The organism is Bacterioplanes sanyensis (genome assembly GCF_002237535.1).
In the GTDB taxonomy this organism is placed as follows: domain Bacteria; phylum Pseudomonadota; class Gammaproteobacteria; order Pseudomonadales; family Oceanobacteraceae; genus Bacterioplanes; species Bacterioplanes sanyensis_A.
This window is the reverse complement of sequence record NZ_CP022530.1, coordinates 3,884,673-3,904,975: the sequence shown is the minus strand read 5'-3', so window position 1 is coordinate 3,904,975 and position 20,303 is coordinate 3,884,673. Positions and strand designations below refer to the sequence as shown.

General features: G+C 54.7%; 15 protein-coding genes, 1 tRNA gene, 1 other RNA gene and 1 pseudogene. 9 read left to right on the top strand and 9 right to left on the bottom strand.

Going from position 1 to position 20,303, the window contains the following annotated elements:
• Positions 1–16: 16 nt before the first annotated feature.
• Complete coding sequence (locus tag CHH28_RS17885; protein ID WP_094061599.1) at positions 17–940, top strand: DMT family transporter; 924 nt, start codon at positions 17–19, stop codon at positions 938–940.
• A gap of 85 nt (positions 941–1,025) precedes the next feature.
• Positions 1,026–1,383: RNase P RNA component class A (gene rnpB, locus CHH28_RS17880), an RNA gene on the top strand.
• 17 nt (positions 1,384–1,400) lie between these two features.
• On the opposite strand, the pseudogene CHH28_RS20710 reads toward rnpB, so the two are convergent.
• From CHH28_RS20710 to CHH28_RS17860, 4 genes and pseudogenes are all read right to left on the bottom strand, one after another.
• Positions 1,401–2,123, bottom strand: a pseudogene (locus tag CHH28_RS20710) (substrate-binding periplasmic protein); the annotation flags it as partial.
• A 106-nt stretch (positions 2,124–2,229) separates the two neighbouring features.
• Complete coding sequence (locus CHH28_RS17870) at positions 2,230–3,171, bottom strand: universal stress protein (protein ID WP_094061598.1); 942 nt, start codon at positions 3,169–3,171, stop codon at positions 2,230–2,232.
• 39 nt (positions 3,172–3,210) lie between these two features.
• Positions 3,211–4,911 (bottom strand): cation:proton antiporter, encoded by a 1,701-nt coding sequence (locus tag CHH28_RS17865; RefSeq protein ID WP_094061597.1) that lies wholly within the window; start codon positions 4,909–4,911, stop codon positions 3,211–3,213.
• 342 nt (positions 4,912–5,253) lie between these two features.
• Positions 5,254–6,081 (bottom strand): pyridoxamine 5'-phosphate oxidase family protein, encoded by an 828-nt coding sequence (locus CHH28_RS17860; RefSeq protein WP_094061596.1) that lies wholly within the window; start codon positions 6,079–6,081, stop codon positions 5,254–5,256.
• Between the two features lie 195 nt (positions 6,082–6,276).
• Here CHH28_RS17860 and CHH28_RS17855 point away from each other — a divergent pair, with 195 nt between their 5' ends.
• On the top strand, positions 6,277–8,589 hold the full coding sequence (locus CHH28_RS17855; protein ID WP_157729995.1) for a penicillin acylase family protein: 2,313 nt from the start codon (positions 6,277–6,279) through the stop codon (positions 8,587–8,589).
• An 88-nt stretch (positions 8,590–8,677) separates the two neighbouring features.
• Here CHH28_RS17855 and CHH28_RS17850 read toward each other — a convergent pair whose 3' ends face one another.
• The 3 genes from CHH28_RS17850 to CHH28_RS17840 form a co-directional block, all read right to left on the bottom strand.
• Positions 8,678–9,106, bottom strand: coding sequence for a hypothetical protein (locus CHH28_RS17850; RefSeq protein WP_157729994.1), 429 nt, complete (start codon positions 9,104–9,106; stop codon positions 8,678–8,680).
• 419 nt (positions 9,107–9,525) lie between these two features.
• Positions 9,526–9,602, bottom strand: a tRNA-Met gene (locus tag CHH28_RS17845).
• A 117-nt stretch (positions 9,603–9,719) separates the two neighbouring features.
• Positions 9,720–11,894 (bottom strand): carboxy terminal-processing peptidase, encoded by a 2,175-nt coding sequence (locus tag CHH28_RS17840; RefSeq protein ID WP_094061593.1) that lies wholly within the window; start codon positions 11,892–11,894, stop codon positions 9,720–9,722.
• A 237-nt stretch (positions 11,895–12,131) separates the two neighbouring features.
• On the opposite strand from CHH28_RS17840, the gene CHH28_RS17835 reads away from it, so the two are divergent.
• A complete protein-coding gene (locus CHH28_RS17835; RefSeq protein WP_094061592.1) occupies positions 12,132–12,572 on the top strand; it encodes an acyl-CoA thioesterase in 441 nt (146 codons plus the stop codon).
• A gap of 1 nt (position 12,573) precedes the next feature.
• Here CHH28_RS17835 and CHH28_RS17830 read toward each other — a convergent pair whose 3' ends face one another.
• Positions 12,574–13,479 carry a LysR family transcriptional regulator gene (locus CHH28_RS17830; RefSeq protein ID WP_094061591.1) on the bottom strand — a complete coding sequence of 302 codons (906 nt, stop codon included), beginning with the start codon at positions 13,477–13,479 and terminating at the stop codon, positions 12,574–12,576.
• Positions 13,480–13,606: 127 nt separating this feature from the next.
• Complete coding sequence (locus tag CHH28_RS17825) at positions 13,607–14,494, bottom strand: DMT family transporter (protein ID WP_233243653.1); 888 nt, start codon at positions 14,492–14,494, stop codon at positions 13,607–13,609.
• A gap of 231 nt (positions 14,495–14,725) precedes the next feature.
• On the opposite strand from CHH28_RS17825, the gene clpB reads away from it, so the two are divergent.
• From clpB to CHH28_RS17800, 5 genes are all read left to right on the top strand, one after another.
• A complete protein-coding gene (clpB, locus tag CHH28_RS17820; protein ID WP_094061590.1) occupies positions 14,726–17,323 on the top strand; it encodes an ATP-dependent chaperone ClpB in 2,598 nt (865 codons plus the stop codon).
• A gap of 98 nt (positions 17,324–17,421) precedes the next feature.
• Entirely contained in the window at positions 17,422–17,820 is a 399-nt protein-coding gene (locus CHH28_RS17815) for a protease complex subunit PrcB family protein (RefSeq protein ID WP_094061589.1), read from the top strand.
• Entirely contained in the window at positions 17,792–18,337 is a 546-nt protein-coding gene (ruvC, locus tag CHH28_RS17810; RefSeq protein ID WP_199243939.1) for a crossover junction endodeoxyribonuclease RuvC, read from the top strand. Before CHH28_RS17815 ends, ruvC begins: the two co-directional genes overlap by 29 nt.
• Positions 18,338–18,428: 91 nt before the next feature.
• Entirely contained in the window at positions 18,429–19,322 is an 894-nt protein-coding gene (locus CHH28_RS17805; RefSeq protein ID WP_157729993.1) for a DUF4892 domain-containing protein, read from the top strand.
• On the top strand, positions 19,322–20,257 hold the full coding sequence (locus CHH28_RS17800; RefSeq protein WP_094061586.1) for a patatin-like phospholipase family protein: 936 nt from the start codon (positions 19,322–19,324) through the stop codon (positions 20,255–20,257). Before CHH28_RS17805 ends, CHH28_RS17800 begins: the two co-directional genes overlap by 1 nt.
• Positions 20,258–20,303 lie beyond the last annotated feature (46 nt).

Genomic DNA, 20,303 nt, shown 5'->3' with positions numbered 1-20,303 from the left:
CGCTAGTGAGGTCGTTATGAATCACCCGCCGTTACGCTTCCATATCACCTTGTTTATCGCCATGGCGATTTGGGGCAGCAGTTTTGTCGCCATGAAAATGGTGGTCAGCGACCTGTCGCCGCTGGTGGCGGTGTTTTTGCGTATGAGCATCAGTTTGGTCGCCTTTGCTGTATTGATTCGCTGGGTGATCCGCGATTTTCGCTACCATCCGGGCGATTGGAAATTGTTGCTGGCCACGGCGGCGATGGAGCCGTGTTTGTACTTCATCTTTGAGTCGTTGGCGCTGCAATACACCAGCGCCAGTCAGGCCGGCATGGTCAGTGCGTTGCTGCCGCTGATGGTGGCGGTGTCGGCTTGGTGGCTGTTTGATGAAAACGTGGTGCCGCGCCAGTGGGGCGGCTTTGCCTTGGCCCTGGCTGGTGTGTTGTGGATGACCTTAGGTGGCAGTCAAAGTGAACAGGCGCCAAATCCGCTGCTGGGTAACTTTCTGGAGTTGCTGGCGATGGTGGCGGCTACCGGTTACACCTTGCTGATCAAACACCTGACGCAACGTTATTCCGCGCTGTTTTTGACCGCGCTGCAGTCCGTCATAGGTTGCCTGTTTTTCTTGCCGCTGGCACTGCTGTCGCCTTGGCCTGACAGCATTGGCTGGTCGACCTGGGCACCTTTGATTTACCTCGGTGTGGTGGTAACGCTGGGCGGTTATGGCCTGTATAACTACTCCTTGGGTCACGTCAAAGCGACCGTGGCCGCAGGTTACGTCAACCTGATTCCGGCCTTTGGTGTGGTGTTTTCCGTTTGGCTGCTGGGCGATCAGCTGACGTTGGGTCAATGGGCTGGCATTGGGTTGATCTTTGCTGGTGTGTACCTCAGCCGCGAGCAGCGTCGCCGCCCGGAGCCTATTGCCAGCATGGACCCACCGCCCGTCTCTCCTGGCTAGGGTGACAGGTATTGCACCGTCGCGTGGCGACAGCCTAAGCGATTGACGTGGACTCGGTGCCGCCTTGCCGGTATAGTCCGCCGCCGGAGTCGGCCAGACAATCGCTGCCTGCATTGCAGGGGGAGGAAAGTCCGGGCTTCACAGGGTAAGGTGCCAGGTAACGCCTGGGGGGCGCGAGCCTACGGAAAGTGCAGCAGAGAGTAGACCGCCGATGGCTTTGCTAACGCGAAGCACAGGTAAGGGTGAAAGGGTGCGGTAAGAGCGCACCGCGCGACTGGTAACAGCTCGTGGCACGGTAAACCCCACCCGAAGCAAGACCAAATAGGTTCCCTACAGGCGTGGCCCGCGCTGGGAACGGGTAGGTTGCTGGAGCCTGCGAGTGATTGCAGGCCTAGACGAATGATTGTCCACGACAGAACCCGGCTTATCGGCCGACTCCACCTCTCACCCCATAGCGTTGCAGTATTTGCTGATACTGTGGCGTTGTTTTGAACGCTCGCAAGGCTTGGCTAAAGCTGTCTGCCAAGGCTTGTGCGTTGGGATGGCGGCGCGAAAAGGCGATGTAGTCTTTGCCAACATCCACCGCCGGTTCAATAAATTGCAGCTGTTGTAACAAACCCAGTTGGCGTGCGTGGTATTGCAGCGTCGCTTTATTGCCAAGGCCAACCATCGGCCGCTGACTGGTTAAACGCTGCAACAGTTCCTGCTCGTTATTGACCTCTAGCTTGTTGAGAAAATCAGCACTAGCAAAGGCAGTACCGTGAAAATACCCGCGCACCGATAAAAAGGAGTACTGACGCCAGTCGTTAAAATCCCCACTAAAGCGCTCCGGAAACGGCCCCATCTCTGGGTTAACCAGCAGATAGCTTGCTTCTATTAGATGTGGCTCGTCGAGATACAGGGCGTATTGCTCGCGTTCCGTTGTGCGAAAGAACAGCACCACCATGTCCAACTCGCCAGACGCCAGTAGCCGCTGGACACGCGCAAAAGGCATGCGTTGGAACTGCAGTTGATGCCCCAATTGCTGGGCCAGCTGCTGGGCAATATCAATGGCAGCACCTGTCAGTTGATCGCCTTGCTGATAATAGAAAGGTGGGTAGTCGTAGCTTCCCAGACCAACTTTTAACTCGCTGGCCTGAGTACCGTGAGCTAGCAGCAGGGCTAACACTAAACGAATGAGCATGATGGCTCCTGCTTGATGGTGTCACGTCAGTATAGCGACACCATCTGTAGCGAGAGAGGGCGCAGTGTATGGATGGTGTGTGCGCGCTGTGCCGATGCTGACTTGCTCAACTCACGGGTGAAACAAAGCCGGCCGGTTTTATCGCCAGCACCGAGCAATGCACCTCACTCAACACAGTTTCGGCGGTATTGCCGATGATGACGCCGGGAATGCCGCTGCGAGCCACCGTGCCCATCACCAGCAAATCGGCTTTGGTGGCATGGGCTTCTTCGATCAGCTGCTGACTGGCAACGCCTTGGCGTAAGCGTGGCACCGGTTGCAGGTAGTCATAAGCATCATCACCCAAATGCTCGCTCAAACGCTGCAGCAAGGCTTTCATGGCGATTTCGTGCTGCAATAGCTCTTGCTCCAGCATGCGCTGCTGTACTTTATCGGGCTCTTCGGCCCACAAACTGACGAAACCGGCCTCCGGTGCATCGTACACGCTGACCACATCCAGGCTGGCAAAATCGGACAAACACACGGAGCTGGCGAGCTGCACGATGTCGTCATTGAGTTGCACTTCGCTGTCATCGCTGGTGGATAAGTCCACTGCAGCGACAATCTGGTGATAGTCGTCTTTGTCGTCGGGGCGCATCAGCCAGACTGGACACGGGCATTTGCGCAGCAAGTGCATATCATCACTGCCCAGCCAGCGGTCGATCCAAGATGGCGACTCGGCCACTTTAATCACCAGATCAAAGCCTTGCTGCAGCACTGTCTGAATGGTGTAGACGTAACGCTTACCCACACCGACTTGCACGTCGATGTCGGCAGCGCCGTCGAGGGTACTGAGCTGTTGCTGAATATCTTGGCGGCGACGATCGCAAGCTTGTTGCCGTAAATGTCCGCTGTCTTCATCGTTTAGTGGCGCCACGTCCGGCAGTACCTGCAGCAAGGTGAGCTGCGCTTGCTGACCTTTGGCCAAGGAGCGGGCACGGCGAAAGGCCGCAGAGTTGAGATGAAACTGGTGACCAATCACACACAGTATGTGTTTAAAATGCAGCATAAATCCGTTTCCTATAAACCCAAAGACTAGGCTACTGGACTAGACCCCAGAACCAGAACTCAGTGCCGGGCGGGCAGTCAGACTTTGTTGTAGTAGCTCAACCGTGCGTTGAGCGGCATCATTAAAAGGCTCCAGTACTAGGTCGACACCCAATACTCGTAACTCTGCGCTTTCTTCAGCGGTGTGCGCGACCATCGCCAATCGCGTGTCGTAGCCGCTGGCACGAATCAACTGTAACAGGGTTTTGCGTGTGTCTTCTGCGCTCAGCCCCAGTTGCTGTTGTGACATGGTGGCAATCACCCACTGGCATCCTGCCAATGGCAGTTCCGTTAGAAAGTCGGCATCCGTCGCGTCGCCGTATTCCGTGGCAATGTTTTGCATCTGACAACGCTTCACGGCCGCAGGGTTAAAATCCACCCCCAGTACCGAAATACCTTGGCGCTGTAACTCACTGGCCAGTGCTGTGCCTAATCGCCCTAGGCCAATGATCATCACGTCGCAGGGCTGCTCGCTGTCGTTGCTGAGGTTGGCTTCGCGCGGCGCACCTTGGCGTTCAAATAGTCCCAACCATGCGCCGCACCAATCGTACAAATGATGAGAGTAGGTAATCATGTAGGTAGAGGCGGCGATGGTAATGATGCCCACCAGGGTGACCAGCCCAAGAATGTCGCCCGATAGGTGCCCCAGGCTGACGCCCATGGCGATGAAAATCAGCGAAAACTCACTGATTTGTGCCACTGTCAGCCCGGCCAAAAAGCCGGTGCGTTTGCGATAGCCCAGTGCCCCCATGATGGCCAATACAATCAGCGGATTGCCGATCAGCACAAACAATGACAACACAATAGCGCTGACGATGTGGCTATCTAAAGTAGACAGATCCAGCGCCGAGCCCAAGGCGATAAAGAAAAACAGCAACAGGAAATCACGCAGTGGCGCTAACCGTGCCGCGATGCTTTCACGATAAGGGGTGGAGGCCAAAGCAATGCCGGCCAGCAATCCGCCGACTTCCATACCCAAACCCACCACTTTGCCAATGGATGCAAAAATCGCTGCTTGCGCCATGGCATAAATCATCAAAAGCTCCGGTGCTTTGGCCAGCATCTGCGTGAGCGGGTCGGCCAGATAGCGCACAAAGATCACCACAAACAACAGCAAGGCCGTGGCCGACAGCGCGACCTGCAACAAGGATTGTGAGTCGCCGCCTTTGCCACCGCCGATGCCAATCGTCGCCAGTACCACCATGGCGATGACCACCACCAAGTCTTGCACGATCAAAAAACCCAGTGCTACTTGGCCGTGCAGTGAATCTATTTCGCCTTTGTCGGATAACAGTTTGACGATGATGATGGTGGAGGAAAACGTCAGCGCCACGGCAACGTACACGCTGGTGATGTGGTCCAGACCGAGTGCCAAACCAATCAAGTAGCCAACCCCCGAGGTGAACAACACCTGACCCAAGCCGGTCATAACCGACACGCCGCCGATCGAGCGGATCAATTTGACGTCTAGCTTAATGCCGACCAAAAACAGCAATACCGCGATGCCGAGGTGCGACAGCAGTTCAATTTTTTCGGTGGAATGGACAATGTCCAAGCCGGAAGGGCCGGCCAGCAGACCAACGGCGATAAAGCTGACGATTAACGGTTGTCGCAGCAAAATACCGACAAAACCAATGCCAGCGGCAAGCATCAACAGCGCGGCTATTTCTGTGAATGAGGAGTAGCTGATCCAATCGAGCATGTGCAAAACCTGTGGTGACGTAGCGACAGAATAGCGTGCCCGTTGAATGACAATACTTGTTCTGGATCAGCACTGTGCTCGGATGATTGCAAGGAACTGTCAGCCGGCGCGATAAGGCAGTAAAAAACAGTCGCTGACGGGTGAAAGGGCCGATAAAAATTGTGGTTATGTCGATATTTTCCAAGCCTGGTGGCTAAAAAAGTTTGTCTAGGCTGGTGCGTCGAATGCTGCCCGACAGCAAAGCCTAAACAACAGCTTTAATAGCCTGTTAGAAGTATTAATCGGTTCGCGCATTGGCCGTGGCCATTGGCGCGCCAGAATCTGTTTACCGTCGCTCTGTATTTATGGCATGCGCTGCGGGCAATGGCTGTTGAGGCATTGCAGGTGATAAAGGCGGACGTCTGGGTTGGCAAAAAAGCCTATTTCCCAAGGGTTTTTATCAATAAAGGCGGCTTTAATCGGTTGGTAAATAGGGTGATCGACCGGTACTTCATGAGCCAGCGCATCGATTAACACATAATTCCAATCGATGATGTTTTCAAACGTGAAGGTGGCACGCTCATCAATGGCAAAACTGCAGCGCGGGTCTTTTTGCAGCTGTTGTACTTTGAATGTTGAAGGAAACGAGATAATAAAAATATCATCCTCGTTAGAGGATAAAAACGCCATGGCAGTCGTGTGTGGTTGTTCTGGTGTGCGAGTGACCAAAACACCGATTTTATTGTCGTGCTCATCTGCGTTTATAACCGGCAGGGTACTCAGCGGCGTGGTCGGCAGGGGCGTATCTTGGCGTGAGTCGGCAGGGAACTGATAGCCTGGTTGGCGCCCGGACAGCACTTCCGTCACCCCATAAATTAAGCTGAAATCACGATAATGAATATGCACTCTATGATCATCAATGACCTGCGCCACTTGGCCTTTATACGAGGTACGGTAGACGCGTAAATCGGCATCATACTCATCGACGCCGGTGCGATTATCGAGGTGTAAGGTGACCAACTCGCCTGCTGCAAGTTGATGGCCCGTTGGAGCAAACAGCATCAGGCTGTTGTTTGTCTGCAACGTCACTTGGCCGACCAGCAACATCAGTTGTGTGCCTCGGTAATACGCTGCCACAGCAATGGCGGGCGAGCCGATAACGTCAAGCAAAGTTTCGACGGTGTCGTCCATCTCAATATCCTTCTGGCATTGGCCTGACTCAGGGTAGACCATGGGGCTGGCGTGGAACCCTATTTGCCTTGTACAGTCTTTGTATAATAGTGAGCTGCAAACCCAATTTTTGGCATCCACATTGCGATGCTGATAACCGACCGCTGTGCTGGTATTTAACGGCTGCACGGCGACATTCACGAAGGGGCTGACATTGTGTTTGATTCAATACAACGAGTGAGTTTCCTGCAGTGTTTGCTCAAGCGCATTGTCGCTACCTTGGTGCTGTTATTGATGTCTGGCTGTGCGGCGTTGACGACCCATCCGCAGCCACTCACATCGCAGCAACGCTTTCAGCATTGGCTCCCCGCTGAGGCGTTAGCGTCTGCGCCTGTGCAGGGCAGCGTTGTGGTGCGATGGAACGACTACGCAGTGCCCTTTGTCACGGCGGAGTATGACGACGATTTGCCGTTTGCATTGGGCCTTGTGCATGGCCATTTGCGCTGGGGGCAAATGGAGCTGCTGCGTCATGTGGCGCAAGGTCGGGTCAGCGCCTTGGGCGGTCCAATCTCTATGTTAAAAACACTCGATCATGGCCTGCGAATGCTGGACTTGTGCGCCAGCGGCGAGGCCTCGTGGCAAACAATGTTGCCAGAAAGTCGGCGTTGGCTGGAGCGCTTTGCCAGCGGTATCAATTTTTATATTGACCAGCAGTTGGCAACGAACTCACCTTTGCCCGCTGAGCTGCGCAGTTTGAGTATTGAACCTGCGCCCTTCACGCGCAGCGATCTGATGTGCATCAACCGTTTGGTTGCCGCAGATCTCAGTTGGGCAGTGTATTTGCGCTATTTAAAACGCGCCGAAGAGCCGGGTTGGCAACAGGCGTTTAACGACATGCTCAAGCGGCGCAACAGCAATAGCGCCACGTTTGAAAACCCCGACGACCCAGCGCTGGCCACGTTAATTCGTCAGCTGTCGAAATCTGGTAGTAACTCGTTGGTGGTGTCGGGCAGTAAAAGCGCCAGCGGTGCTGCGATGATTGCCAGCGATCCACACGTCGGGTTGAGTTTGCCCAACTTTTGGTTATTGGCCGGTTGGCGTTCGCCTTCGTATCAGGCGGTGGGCATGATGATTCCGGCGGTCCCCATTATTGGCGTGGGCCGCAATCGTGACATTGCCTGGGGCGGTACCAATATGCGTGGTATCAGCTCGCACTTAGTCGATGTATCGCAACTGGCGCCGGAGCAAATACAAACACTGCGACACAGCATAGAGAGACGCGCCTGGTGGGATACGTCGGTGGACATTCGTCAAACACCCCATGGCCCAATATTGACGGATTTAAACTACTTCGAGCCATCCCAGCAGCCTTTTACGGTGGCGCTGGATTGGGTCGGGCGGCATGGTTCTGATGAGATTGGTGCGTTTTTGCAGGTAGCACGAGCGGCCAACTGGCAGCAGTTCCGCCAGGCATTTAGCGGATACCGTGTGTCTGCCATGAACATGCTGTATGCCGATCGTGAGGGCAATATTGGTCTGGTGCCAGCTTACGGTCAGCCGATATTAAAAGACCCGTCAAAAACACTGCAATTGGTGAAATCCAGCGACAATACTATTCAAACTGTGTTGTCGCCGACTCAGTTGCCCAACCCGTTTAATCCCGCTGCTGGATTTATTGCCTCGGCTAACAACAAGCCTTTTGCCAACCCTCAAATACCGTTCGGCTATGCCTTTGCAGCCAACGACCGGTACGACCGTTTGGTGCAGTGGATGCAAGCGGACGAACCCGTGTCCGTCGCGCTGTTAAAAACCCTGCAACAGGACACCTTTTCAGCCAGCGCCCATGCGCTAAAGACCGACTGGCTGGCCCGCAGTGGCGATTTGCAGCATGAATTGGTCGAGCAGCTCTCCAGCTGGGACGGTCGCTTTCAGCATGACAGCCTTGGTGCATTGGCCTTTCATCGCATCATGACCGTTGCTTGGTTGGACTACCAAGCCACTCATCCGCAACACGAGGTTGCCAAAGATCACTGGAAGGCTGCGCTGCAACAATGGTTTGCTGAACTGTCGGCACAACAATGGCAGCAACGATTGCCGCAGTGGCTGGACGAGTACGATGATATCGTGCGCCAGCAGGACGAAATACAACAGTGGGGAGATTGGCTGACTCAGCCACAGCGCCCGCTATTGGGCGCCATTCCTTGGCTCGGTCGTCGCTATCGGTTGCCGGCTTACCCGGCATCCGGTGGTAACGATACGTTAAACAAGTCGGGCCATGCGATCACACTTGAGCCACAAACCGTCAACTACGGCGCCAGCTCACGTCATATCAGCGATTTAAGCTCCCTCGATACCAATTGGTTTGTGCTGCACGGTGGTCAAGACGGTTGGCTGATGAGTGAACATCTGGCCGATCAAACGGAATTGTGGCGTCTTGGTGACTACATGCAGTTGCCACTCAGCGATGACGGGGTGGAAAAAGCCTACCGCCGTTATCGTTGGCAGCTGACGCCACCGGACTCCCAATGACTTGTATCTACGTTGCGTCACTGCTGATTCGGCGCATAGGAACGGGGCACGCGGTCGGTGTTAAACAGTCAGTTGCAGGTAATTGGCGTTATTTGATTTTAACCACGCTGTTTTTGCCTACCCAGCTGTGCACCGTCCAAGGGCTGGTTTTACTGTTGCGGGTTTTTAGTTTGGCTTTGCCGCTGCGGCCAGCACAGGCCTGAAGTGTGATTTGTTGATGCGCTGCCAGCTGGCCACTGAACAGTCCACCGTCGATGCATTCAAAGCTGTGCAACAGGGTGCGTGCACGGCTGCAGTCTTGGTTGTTGGCGTTCTGCTGACACGGCTCGCTGTTGACCATGATCTCGGCCATTTGGCAGCCACTGCTTCGCGTGCTTGGGCACTGAGCATCCACGACCTCAACGTACTGCGGCCGCGATGACGCGTTTTCCACTGTGATGGTGATATGAGCTGTGGAGTCGGCCACGGCGGGTAAGATGCCCAGCAGTGCCGGCAGCATACAAATGTGCTTAATCATGAGTGAGTATCTGGTGATGAGAATGACGGTGGCAGTATACGCCTAGCTCTCGAAGCTGTATTGGCACTGAGCATACGCCAGGGCTTTTAGGTTGAACACAGCGTTTGTCGTGAGCAACAGTTCAGAAACAGTTGATAGACCTACGTCTTTTCAGGAGCACATGTCGTCACTGTCGTCACATCGGAGCGATATCGCCGCCGCTAGTTTAGAAACTAAGCAAGCGCGGTAGGTCGCAGCGACGAGGGAGATTGCGGTCTGCCTGGCTGCTTTGACACTGCTGACAGCGCGGCGGAATAACTGGGGCTGAGTGTCGAAGCGGTTTTCGTGGCTTGTGTGTGTTTTCAACCAAGGGCTGCAAACACGGCTGCAAAACGAAAAAAGGGTTAGCAGATACTTACCTGCTAACCCTCTTCAGAATCTGGTAGCTATGACTGGACTTGAACCAGTGACCCCAGCATTATGAATGCTGTGCTCTAACCAACTGAGCTACATAGCCAAATTGTGCCTTGCTAGGCTGTGCCTCTCAAGTGGCGCGTATTATGCTCAGGGCCTGTTTGGCTGTCAATACTTTTCTTGATGTTTTTCAACGGTTTAGCCGCCCGGCGCCAGCAGCCTAAGGCTGCTGGCTGCTTTGCGCGGTCAACGACGCTTTCTGGCGCTTGTTGAGGCGAATGTAGTCCACCAAAATTCGTCCCGCTTCGTCCAATAACGCATCTTCAACCGCATGCTCTTTGGCTTCTTCTGCTTCCGGCGTGTCGGTATCGGCTTGCGCTTCTGGGGGCGCACCGCTGCCTTGCACTGAGTCGGCGTTATCCTGTTGTTCTTCCAGATCATCCAGGCTGGCCAGCAGTTTCATGCCTTTGGCTTTACGACGCTCATTTTCCAGTGCCAGTTGGCGTTGCTCGATGTCTTCCTGTTCTTGTTTGCGGCGTTTTTCATTCAGTACCAGCAGCGTTTGCTGCGCCAACTCCTCGCGCAGTGCTTTTTGCTGGCGCAAATAACGGAAGTCCGGATTGTCTTCGATGCGTTGCTGGTGTTGCTGGCGCAGCGCTGGCAGGACATCTTTCATGCTGCCAGCTTGGGTGTGATCCGCTGGGCGGATGGCGTCCCAAGGCAGCGCCTCTTCTAAGGCACTTTCACCAATTTTTTCTTTGTCGAACAGGGACGGGAAGAGGATGTCTGGGATCACGCCCTGGTGCTGGGTGCTGTCACCTGATACGCGGTAAAACTTCGCTTGGGTGATTTTCAACTGGCCGTGACCCAGTGAGCGCAAGGATTGAACTGTGCCCTTGCCAAACGTTTGGCCACCGACCACCAGGCCGCGGCCATAGTCTTGTATGGCGCCTGCAAAAATCTCAGAAGCCGAGGCACTGAGGCGGTTTACCAGCACCGTCAGCGGCCCGTTATAGAAAACCGATGGGTCGGCGTCAGGCAGAATTTCGACGCGGCCGCGATTGCTGCGTACCTGCACCACTGGGCCTTCTTTAATAAACAACCCGGTCAGGCTGACGGCTTCTTCCAACGAGCCGCCGCCGTTATTGCGCAAATCGATGATCAGGCCGTCGATGTCTTCCTGTGCCAGTTGGTTGATCAGGCGACGAACATCACGAGTGGTGCTGCGGTAGTCCGGCTTGTTTTCCATGCGACCTTTAAAGTCGATGTAGAAGGTGGGGATATCTATCACCCCGAGTTTGGTAGTGCCGCCGCTGCCGTTTGGTACCTCGATGATGTCTTTCTGTGCTGACTGTTCTTCCAGTTTCACTTCATCACGAATGATGGAAATCACCTTGGGTTGTTGGGTGCCATCGGATGGCAGTACCTGCAGGCGTACGGTGGTGCCTTTCGGGCCACGAATCAGATCGACGACTTCGTCTAAGCGCCAGCCGATAACATCCACAATCGAACCGTTATCGCTTTGACCAACACCAATGATTTTATCGGCAGGCTTCAAGTTGCCAGTCTTGTCGGCAGGCCCGGCGGGCACCAGTTTTACTACCTTGGTGTATTCATTTTCGCTTTGCAGCACCGCGCCAATGCCCTGCAGCGACAGCGACATATTGATGTTGAAGTTTTCTGTATTACGCGGCGAAAAATACTGGGTGTGTGGATCGAAAGCGTGGGTCACCGCGTTCATAAACAGCTGATAGCCATCTTCGGCGGTGTTTTGGTGAATGCGGTTGAGCTGGTTTTGATAGCGCTTTTCCAGCAGCTCTATGATCTCCTTGCGCTCCTTGCCGGCCAGCTTCAGGTTCAGCATGGAGTTTTGCAGGCGTTTGCGCCACAGCTGGTCTAGCTCTTTTTTGCTGACGGCCCAAGGCGCGTCTTCGCGATCACGCTCCAGTGTTTCATCACCATCGAAACGGTATTTGTCGCCGTTGTGCTTCAGCTCGGTCAACAGGAACGACAAGCGCTCAGACACTCGTTGTTGCAGACGGTTGTACATGAAAAATGCCGGGCGCAAATCACTGCGGTTGAGGGCGTCGTCCAAACTGTGCTGATAACGACGGAAGGATGCGACGTCCTCGGCTAGTAAGTAGCTGCGCGAAGGGTCCATTTGGTCCAGCACTATGTTCATAACGCGTTCCGACAGGCGATCGTCGAGGCGCTGATGATCGTAATGACCGCGCAGCAAATGCGTCATGATCTGCTGGGTGACGCGAGCGTGCTGGCGAGTGGGTTGAACCGGCTCAAACTCGGTGCCGGGAACAACATCGGGAATCAATGCCTGGGTGCTGATGGTCGTGCCCAACAGGATGGTGATCACCAGAGTCTTGAATACTGAATGCATAATGGTCGCCAGTTTCCTTATGTTTGTGCTGACTGCAGAGCATCGTTATTATGCCTGCCCCAGATGCTACGGGATCTGCCGAAGCGTGTCATCCCGGGCGCTGGTGCGTGGTGAGCTGTGTGAAGCAGGTCGCCAATGCGCAGCCATCCGTATATGACACCATAGTCGCTGTGGAATTCCGTTGCTGTGCCAACGAGCCGAGCCAGCTCTTTTTCTTACTCTCAACAGGAGACTATTGTGTCGCGAGTCGATCTTGAGCTGCCCGATGCCTTTATCTATTTCACCGAGTTGGACGTGCGTGTGTCGGACATCAACTACGGCAACCACGTCGGCAATGATCGTATGGTGTCGCTGTTGCACGAGGCGCGGCTGCGTTTCTTGCGCGAACACGACTTTGGTGAGTTCAACATCGCAGGGCTGGGTCTGATCGTGACGGATCTGGTGGTGTCGTTCAAAGCCGAATCGTTTGTCGGCGAGGTGCTGACCTTTCATCTCGGCCTGACCGATTTCAACAAATACGGCTGCGACTTTATCTATCGGGTAGAAAATCAAGCCGATGAGCGAGTGGTGGCGTTAGCCAAAATCGGCATCGTTTTTTTCGATTACGACGAGCGCAAAATTGCCCAGATACCGCCCGTTTTCCTTGAACGTTGCGCACCTGAGCAACTGGCGCAATAACTTACTGGCCGTGCTGGTCGTCAAAGTAGGCGGTAATGAAGTCGAGAAACGCCCGGCTTTTGTTGGCCAGATAGCGGTTTTGCGGGAACACCACTTTGATGGTGCGCACTGGGATGTCGACCTCACCAAACAGCTCGACCAGCTCACCGTTTTGTAAATGCTGCTCGGCGATGTAAGTCGGCAGCGCAGTGATGCCCATGCCCGCCAGGCACGCCTCGTACACCAGGTCGATGTCATTGACGGTCAGCTTGCGCTCGATTGTCGATAGCGAAAAGCCGTGATCCTTTTCAAACTGACGCAACCAGTTGATGCGCGCGTATTCGGCGTTGGCCACCACCAAAATGCGATGTTGCTGCAGATCTTCCAAACTGGCCGGTTTGCCCCACTGCTCTAGGTAGGCCGGCGAGGCGCAAACGGCGATTTTTTGCTCCGCCACCGGCTTGGCGATTAAGCGGGAGTCTTCCAAGCTGCCGATGCGCAAAGCAAAGTCGTAACCTTCTTTAACGATGTCGACGGGGCGGTCAGAGATGTGCAATTCAAAGCTGATGTCAGGGTAGCGCTCTGAAAAGTCGCCAAAGATGCGGGCCAGTTCACGCCGACCGAAGTTGGACATGGCGGTAATGCGCAGCTTGCCGCGCGGGGTCACGTCAAAGTCGGTGACCAGTTTTTCCGCTTCGGTAATGGACTCAAGAATGTTCTCACAATGCTGATAAAACAGCTGCCCAGCCTCGGTCGGGCTGACGGAGCGGGTGGTGCGATTCAACAAGCGCACACCTAAGCGCTCCTCCAGGCCACTGATCTGTTTACTGACGGCAGAAGGGGTAACACCGAGGGCATCGGCGGCGTTGGTAAAGTTTCGCGAGCGGACAACGGCAACAAAAGTTTGAAGAGAATCTATGCGTGACATCTGTGACGATAACCAATTAAAAGTGGAGCAATCACGAGTATATTTTATTTTTTGGAAATAATAACCCGCATTGCCCGCCTCTTAGACTTTGGTCTGATGCCATAACTGTCTGGCTGTGAAGCAGCTCTCACGCCGTCTTTGTGGATTTGGATTGGCGCAGATTGATCACACCGGCGGTGATGATCAGCCCGGCTCCTGCCCAAGTGGTCCAGCGTGGAATTTCATCCCAGATCAGCCACCCCATTAAGGCGCCGTAGATGACCGCGCTGTAGGCGTACACGCCCACCTTGCCTGTCGGTGCCAGCCGGTAGGCCTTGGTCAAAGCCAGCTGGCCAGCGGAGGCAATGATGCCGAGTAGCAAAATCAGCCCCCATTGATGGTTCGATACCGGTTGCCAATTGAGCACAGCGCCTGGTGTGGAAACCAGTGAAGCGATGATGCCAAAGTAAAATACGATGCGAGCGCTGGGCTCGGTTGCCGACATGCGGCGAATGGTGACTTTCGCCAACGCTGCCAGCAGCGCGCCCAGCAGGCCAATCAAGGCCACCATGGTGAATTCGCTGTCGCTGCCGGGTCGCAAAATCAACGCGACACCAGCAAAGCCGACGGTCAGTGCCACCAAACTGCGCCGCCCAGCCGGCTCCGACAGCCAGATCCACGCCAGCAGTGGCATAAACAGTGGGCTCGACAGCTTGACCAAAAAGGCTTCCGTTAGCGGCATATGGGCCAGCGCCCAAAAATAGCAATACATCGCACTCACACCGACCAAACCGCGCATCAAATGCCAGTGCCAGCAATCGGTGTGCAGGAGCTGGCGGCCATGGCGTATTACCAACGGCAGCAAAACCACTAGGCCTGCGACATTGCGAAAGAACAACAGTTGCTCGGTGCTTAACGTGTCCGACAGATGTTTGATCAATGCCGCCATCAAAGCCAGCAGTGCTTCACCAAACAGAAGGTACAGCGCCCCCAAGCGCAGCAATTGCGGAGATGTGGGCGATAATGAAGCGGTCAATGGAGCGTCCTAGGAGTCTACGTCAGTGCTTGTGAAGCGCGCATTGTGCCCCAATAAATGTTTGGCCGCTTGATTTTGATCAGTGCGCAGTTGCCCAAGCTGTTGCGATATGAACGTTGTCGGTGCGGGCTGTTTGTGTGAGCTGAACTAATTTTTACAGATGTCGGGTTGAATTCTTCTCATCTTGTACCGATATCCGTTGGTATGACAAAGACGACTTGGAGACAGGCCATGCGCATGGATCGACTGACCACCAGCTTGCAAAACGCTTTGGCAGAGAGCCAAAGCCTGGCGCTGGGACACGACCATAACCACATCGATACAATTCACGTACTGTTGGCATTGCTGGAGCAGCCGAGCAGCTCGGTCAAAGACGTACTCCGCCGCGCCGGTGCGCAAGTGCCCGCGTTGGAGCGCGCTTTGCGCCAAGCGTTGGGTGACTTGCCGCGTGTCAGCTCGCCGGATGGCAACATCCAGTTGGCCCCCGAGCTTGGGCGTATCTTGAACCTAGCTGATAAAGAAGCGCAAAAACTGGGCGATCAGTATGTCTCCAGTGAAGTCTTTTTATTGGTGGCGCTGCAGGACAAAGGCGCGGCCGGCAAAGCGCTGAACCAAGCGGGCGTCAGCGGTGCACAACTCAGTGCGGCCATTAAGGACATGCGTGGCGGCGAAAATGTCAGCGATGCGCACGCCGAAGACAACCGCCAATCACTCGACAAATACTGCATCGACCTGACCGAACGTGCCGAAGCGGGCAAGCTTGACCCGGTGATTGGCCGTGATGATGAAATCCGCCGTACTGTGCAAGTATTGCAGCGTCGAACCAAAAACAATCCGGTGCTGATTGGCCCTCCAGGTGTGGGTAAAACCGCGGTGGTCGAAGGCTTAGCGCAGCGTATTGTCGACGGCGAAGTGCCAGAGAATCTGAAAAATAAGCGTATTTTGGCACTCGACATGGGCGCTCTGGTTGCCGGTGCTAAATATCGCGGAGAGTTTGAAGAGCGGTTAAAAGCGGTTTTAAAAGATGTTGCCAAAGAAGAAGGGCGCATCGTGTTATTCATTGACGAAATGCACACCATGGTTGGCGCCGGAAAGTCCGATGGAGCCATGGATGCTGGCAATATGCTGAAGCCTGCGCTGGCGCGCGGTGAGCTGCATTGTGTCGGCGCCACCACGCTGGATGAATATCGCGAGTTTGTGGAAAAAGACGCAGCGCTGGAGCGGCGCTTTCAAAAGGTATTGGTGGACGAACCCAGCGTGGAAGACACCATTGCGATTTTGCGCGGTTTAAAAGAGCGCTATGAGGTTCACCATGGCGTGCAAATCACCGACAGCGCCATTATTGCCGCATCGAAGTTGTCGCAGCGTTACATAAGCGATCGCCGCCTGCCGGATAAGGCCATCGATTTGGTCGATGAAGCGGCTTCCGTGATTCGCATGGAAATCGACTCCAAACCACAAGACATGGATAAACTGGAGCGGCGCTTAATTCAATTGAAAATTGAGCGCGAAGCGCTGCGCAAAGAAAAAGACGAGGCGGCTAAAAAGCGCTTGAGCGATTTAAACGAAGAAATCAATAAAGCCGGAACCGCCTACGTTGATTTAGAAGAAGTGTGGAAGAAAGAAAAAGCGTTATTAGAAGGTGCATCGCAAGCAAAAGAGCAATTAGAACAGGCCAGGATCGAGTTAGAGGCAGCGCGCCGGGCGGGTGATTTGCAAAAAATGTCCGAGCTGCAATATGGCCGCATTCCTGAACTGGAAAAACAACTGGCTTCGGCCAATGAGGCGGAAACCTCTGGTACGCAAGAGTTCACCTTGTTGCGCAACAAGGTAACCGAAGATGAAATCGCCGAGGTGGTGTCTAAGTGGACTGGGGTGCCAGTGAATAAAATGCTGGAGGGCGAGCGCGAAAAATTGCTGCGCATGGAAGACGTTCTGCACGATTCCGTGGTGGGGCAACAGCAGGCGATTGCGGCGGTATCGAATGCCGTGCGCCGCTCGCGCGCCGGTCTTAGCGACCCGAATCGCCCCAATGGCTCGTTCTTATTTTTAGGCCCCACCGGCGTGGGTAAAACCGAACTATGCAAAGCATTGGCGACGTTTTTGTTCGACAGCAAAGATGCCATGGTGCGCATTGATATGTCCGAGTACATGGAGAAGCACTCCGTTGCGCGTTTAATCGGTGCACCGCCCGGCTACGTCGGCTACGAAGAGGGTGGCTATTTAACCGAAGCCGTGCGCCGCAAGCCGTATTCCGTGATTTTGCTGGACGAAGTCGAAAAAGCGCATCCCGATGTGTTTAATATTTTGCTGCAAGTGCTGGACGATGGTCAGCTAACCGATGGTCAGGGGCGCCGTGTGGATTTTAAAAACACCGTACTGGTGATGACGTCCAACTTAGGCTCGGATGTTATTCAAACGCTGGCCAGTAATGACTCGGTGACAACCAGTTACGAAGACATGCGCGAGGCGGTGATGGGCATCGTCAGCAGTCATTTCCGGCCGGAGTTTATTAACCGTATTGATGAAGCAGTGGTGTTTCATCCGTTGGAGAAAACCCAAATTCGTGGCATTGCCGAAATTCAGTTGCAGTTATTGCATCAGCGCTTGGCCGAGCGAGAGCTGTCGCTGGAGTTGAGTGAGGCGGCGATTAACCAGCTGGTGGATGTGGGCTACGACCCGGTATTTGGCGCCCGTCCACTGAAACGAGCGATCCAACGCTCTATTGAAAACCCGCTGGCGCAAGCCATTTTGGCCGGCGAATTTGTGCCGGGCAGCAAAATCGTGGCCGACGTTCAGGATCATGAGTTTGTTTTTAAAGCCAGCTAATTTTTCGCAACGCTAAACCACAGAGGGCGGCGGGCCTGTGCCCGTTGCCCCGCACTTCTCGTATACTGCAGGCAAACGATCATCAAGCCGGAGTCTTCATGTACCGCGTTGCCCTACCTGTGTTAGCCCTGTGGCTCAGTGCCTGCACCACCGCTCCCAAAGCCCCAATGCAATTACCCATGAGTCAGACCAATCACTGCGCTGTGCCTGTCGGTGTGCATGTTAAACAGCGCGCATTGACCATTTCGTTGGGGCAAAAACCCACCGCTGGTTATGGCATTGATGTGGTCGCACAAGAGGGCAATGATGAATCGTTGACGCTGACCTTCCGTGAACGCTCGCCGGCGCCTGGCATGGTGGTGGCGCAAGTGATGACATCGCCGTGTTTGGAAGTCATGTTGCCGCCCAATTGGCAGCAAGTGACCGTGCTGCGCGCTGGTACTCAGCAACGCTGGCAGTTCAGTGCCAATGATCAGGTCAAGCGGTTGGGCCAATAGGGTGCTGATTCTTGGAATTGACCCGGGTTCGCGCATCACCGGGTTTGGTGTGATCAATGCGGTGGGGCAGCAGCTGGAGTACGTCAGCAGCGGCTGTATTCGCCTGGGCGATGGCGCCATGCCCGAGCGTCTGGGGAAACTATTCGACAGTATAACGGAGCTGATTGAGCAATACAGTCCGCAGCAGTTTGCCATCGAGCAAGCCTTTATGGGCCGCAATGCTGACTCGGCGCTTAAATTGGGACAAGCGCGTGGTGTCGCCATGGTGGCTGCGGTGCAACAGCAGTTAGAAATAGCGGAGTACGCACCGCGCACGATAAAACAAGCGGTGGTGGGCAAAGGCAGCGCCAGTAAAGAGCAGGTGCAGATTATGGTGCGGCAATTGTTAAAGCTACCGGGCAATCCTCAGGCCGATGCCGCCGATGCGCTGGCCATTGCTATTTGTCACTCTCATACGCGTAACAGCTTGGTGCACCAGGCCGGCATGCGCAGCTTTGCTCGTGGCCGTTTACGTTGACCGATTTGCACAGAAATCCTGCTGTCAGGCATGACAGCCCATGCTACTCTGGCGCTATCTCTTAAAGGATTGTTATCAGCTTATGAAATGCATGAGTGGTCTCATCGCTGCCGCCTTTTCGCGCCACTGGCTGGCCGTTGTGCTGCTGGTTGCCGGCGCGGCTGCACACGCCAATCTAATGCCTTTTGCTAATGCCCGAGTTCAGGATGAAAGTCGCAGTGAGCAAAGTCATTATCGTGTGATTTTGTCCGAGCTGAAACGCTCCCAGGCGACCACTTTCGGTGAGCGCGAAGCACGCATCAGTGGGTCATTGCAGCGCACCGTGTGGGCCTTGCCCAGTGGCATCGAACTGGAGTCTGTGATCAGCCACTACCAACATCAGCTCGACGGCAAAGAAGTTCTGTACCAATGCCAAGGGTTGGACTGCGGCAGCAGTCATTTCTGGGCGAATGAAATTTTCTCCAATGGACGTTTGGTCGGCCGTGAAAAAGATCAGGCGGTGATGGTGGTCACGTCCCCGCGCAGTGATCAGCGCAACGATATTTGGGTGGTGTACATGGTGCGCCGTGCAACGCGTCAGGTGATGGTCAATGTGGATTACATCATTACCAGTGATGCGCTGGCGGGCAACGAGTTGCAGCGCAGTCGCATTGAGCAAGTACTGGCCGACAGCTATGGCTGGCTACCGGGTTTTATTGTCACTGATGAGCGTTTTGATGAGGCGCAAAGTCAGGTGTTGGTGGATACCTTAAAAGCCCTAACCCCTGGGGTGAAGCAGCGTTTGCACTTAATGGTGCACTGCTATGACAGCACGGATATGGCCAGCAATATGCGCTGCTCCGAGCGTTTGGCACAGCAGCTGCGCGCTGCAGTTTTTGATGGTCAGTACGATGTTAACGTCACCGGTTTGGGCGCTTTAACGCTGCCGCCGGACGAGCAACATCGACCGTCGCTGCGCTTTGTATTCTGGCCGGAGAGACGCTGATGGCGAGCGGAAAAACCGTCGCATTGGCGCTTGGCAGTGGTGGCGCCCGTGGTTATGCCCACATTGGTTTAATCGAAGAGTTAGAGCAGCGCGGCTATCGCATCGTTGCGGTGTCGGGCTCCTCCATGGGGGCGATCGTTGGCGGCTTCTATTGCGCTGGGAAGCTTCAGCAGTTGAAAGAATGGTGCTGCAACCTGAGCTATTTGGATGTGTTGCGCTTAGTGGATTTGTCGCTGTTGTCGCAAGGCGCGGTGCGCGGTGACCGGGTGTTCGCCATCTTGCGCGAGTTACTGGAAGACGTGCAAATCGAACAACTTGAGTTGCCTTTTACCGCCGTGGCAACCGACATCACCCGCAAAAAAGAAGTCTGGTTTCAGCGTGGTGATCTCACTCAGGCCATGCGTGCTTCGGCGGCCATTCCCAGTTTGATTGCGCCAGTCCCATTTGACAGTGGCAATGGTAAAAGCAGTTTGCTGGTGGACGGCGGTGTACTTAACCCGTTGCCGATTATTCCATGCGTCTCCGCCCATGCCGATTTGATCATCGCCGTGGACCTCAACTCCACCACACCGATCCCCAAAGAACTGCATCCAGCAGAGCAGCCGAGCCAAAAACAAAAGCAAGACTGGCTCGATAGTGTCATCTCGCGTGCCAGCGAGTGGTGGGACAGCAAAACCAATGAACGTGCCAGCGAGAACCTCAGCAAGCTGGAAATCATCAACCAAATGTTCGAAATCATGCAGGCCTCATTGAGCCAGTTTAAGCTGGCGGGCTACCCACCGGATTTGCTGGTGTCGATGCCGACGGAGGCGTGTGAGATGTATGAGTTTTATCGCGCTAACGAGATGATCGAACTGGGGCGTTTGGTGGCGGCTGATGCATTGGATGCGCTAGAGGCGGGCACCACCAGCTTGTATGGCAAGCGTCCGGGGTGAAGCCTGGCGCTGAAAGGTTTACACTAGGCGACCTTTTTTGAGCCAT

Coding starts and splice junctions, on each gene's coding strand:
- CHH28_RS17885 (WP_094061599.1), top strand. CDS start 17: ATGAATCACCCGCCGTTACGCTTCCATATCACCTTGTTTATCGCCATG.
- CHH28_RS17870 (WP_094061598.1), bottom strand. CDS start 3,171: ATGCTGCATTTTAAACACATACTGTGTGTGATTGGTCACCAGTTTCAT.
- CHH28_RS17865 (WP_094061597.1), bottom strand. CDS start 4,911: ATGCTCGATTGGATCAGCTACTCCTCATTCACAGAAATAGCCGCGCTG.
- CHH28_RS17860 (WP_094061596.1), bottom strand. CDS start 6,081: ATGGACGACACCGTCGAAACTTTGCTTGACGTTATCGGCTCGCCCGCC.
- CHH28_RS17850 (WP_157729994.1), bottom strand. CDS start 9,106: ATGATTAAGCACATTTGTATGCTGCCGGCACTGCTGGGCATCTTACCC.
- CHH28_RS17840 (WP_094061593.1), bottom strand. CDS start 11,894: ATGCATTCAGTATTCAAGACTCTGGTGATCACCATCCTGTTGGGCACG.
- CHH28_RS17830 (WP_094061591.1), bottom strand. CDS start 13,479: ATGTCACGCATAGATTCTCTTCAAACTTTTGTTGCCGTTGTCCGCTCG.
- clpB (WP_094061590.1), top strand. CDS start 14,726: ATGCGCATGGATCGACTGACCACCAGCTTGCAAAACGCTTTGGCAGAG.
- CHH28_RS17815 (WP_094061589.1), top strand. CDS start 17,422: ATGTACCGCGTTGCCCTACCTGTGTTAGCCCTGTGGCTCAGTGCCTGC.
- ruvC (WP_199243939.1), top strand. CDS start 17,792: ATGATCAGGTCAAGCGGTTGGGCCAATAGGGTGCTGATTCTTGGAATT.
- CHH28_RS17805 (WP_157729993.1), top strand. CDS start 18,429: ATGAGTGGTCTCATCGCTGCCGCCTTTTCGCGCCACTGGCTGGCCGTT.
- CHH28_RS17800 (WP_094061586.1), top strand. CDS start 19,322: ATGGCGAGCGGAAAAACCGTCGCATTGGCGCTTGGCAGTGGTGGCGCC.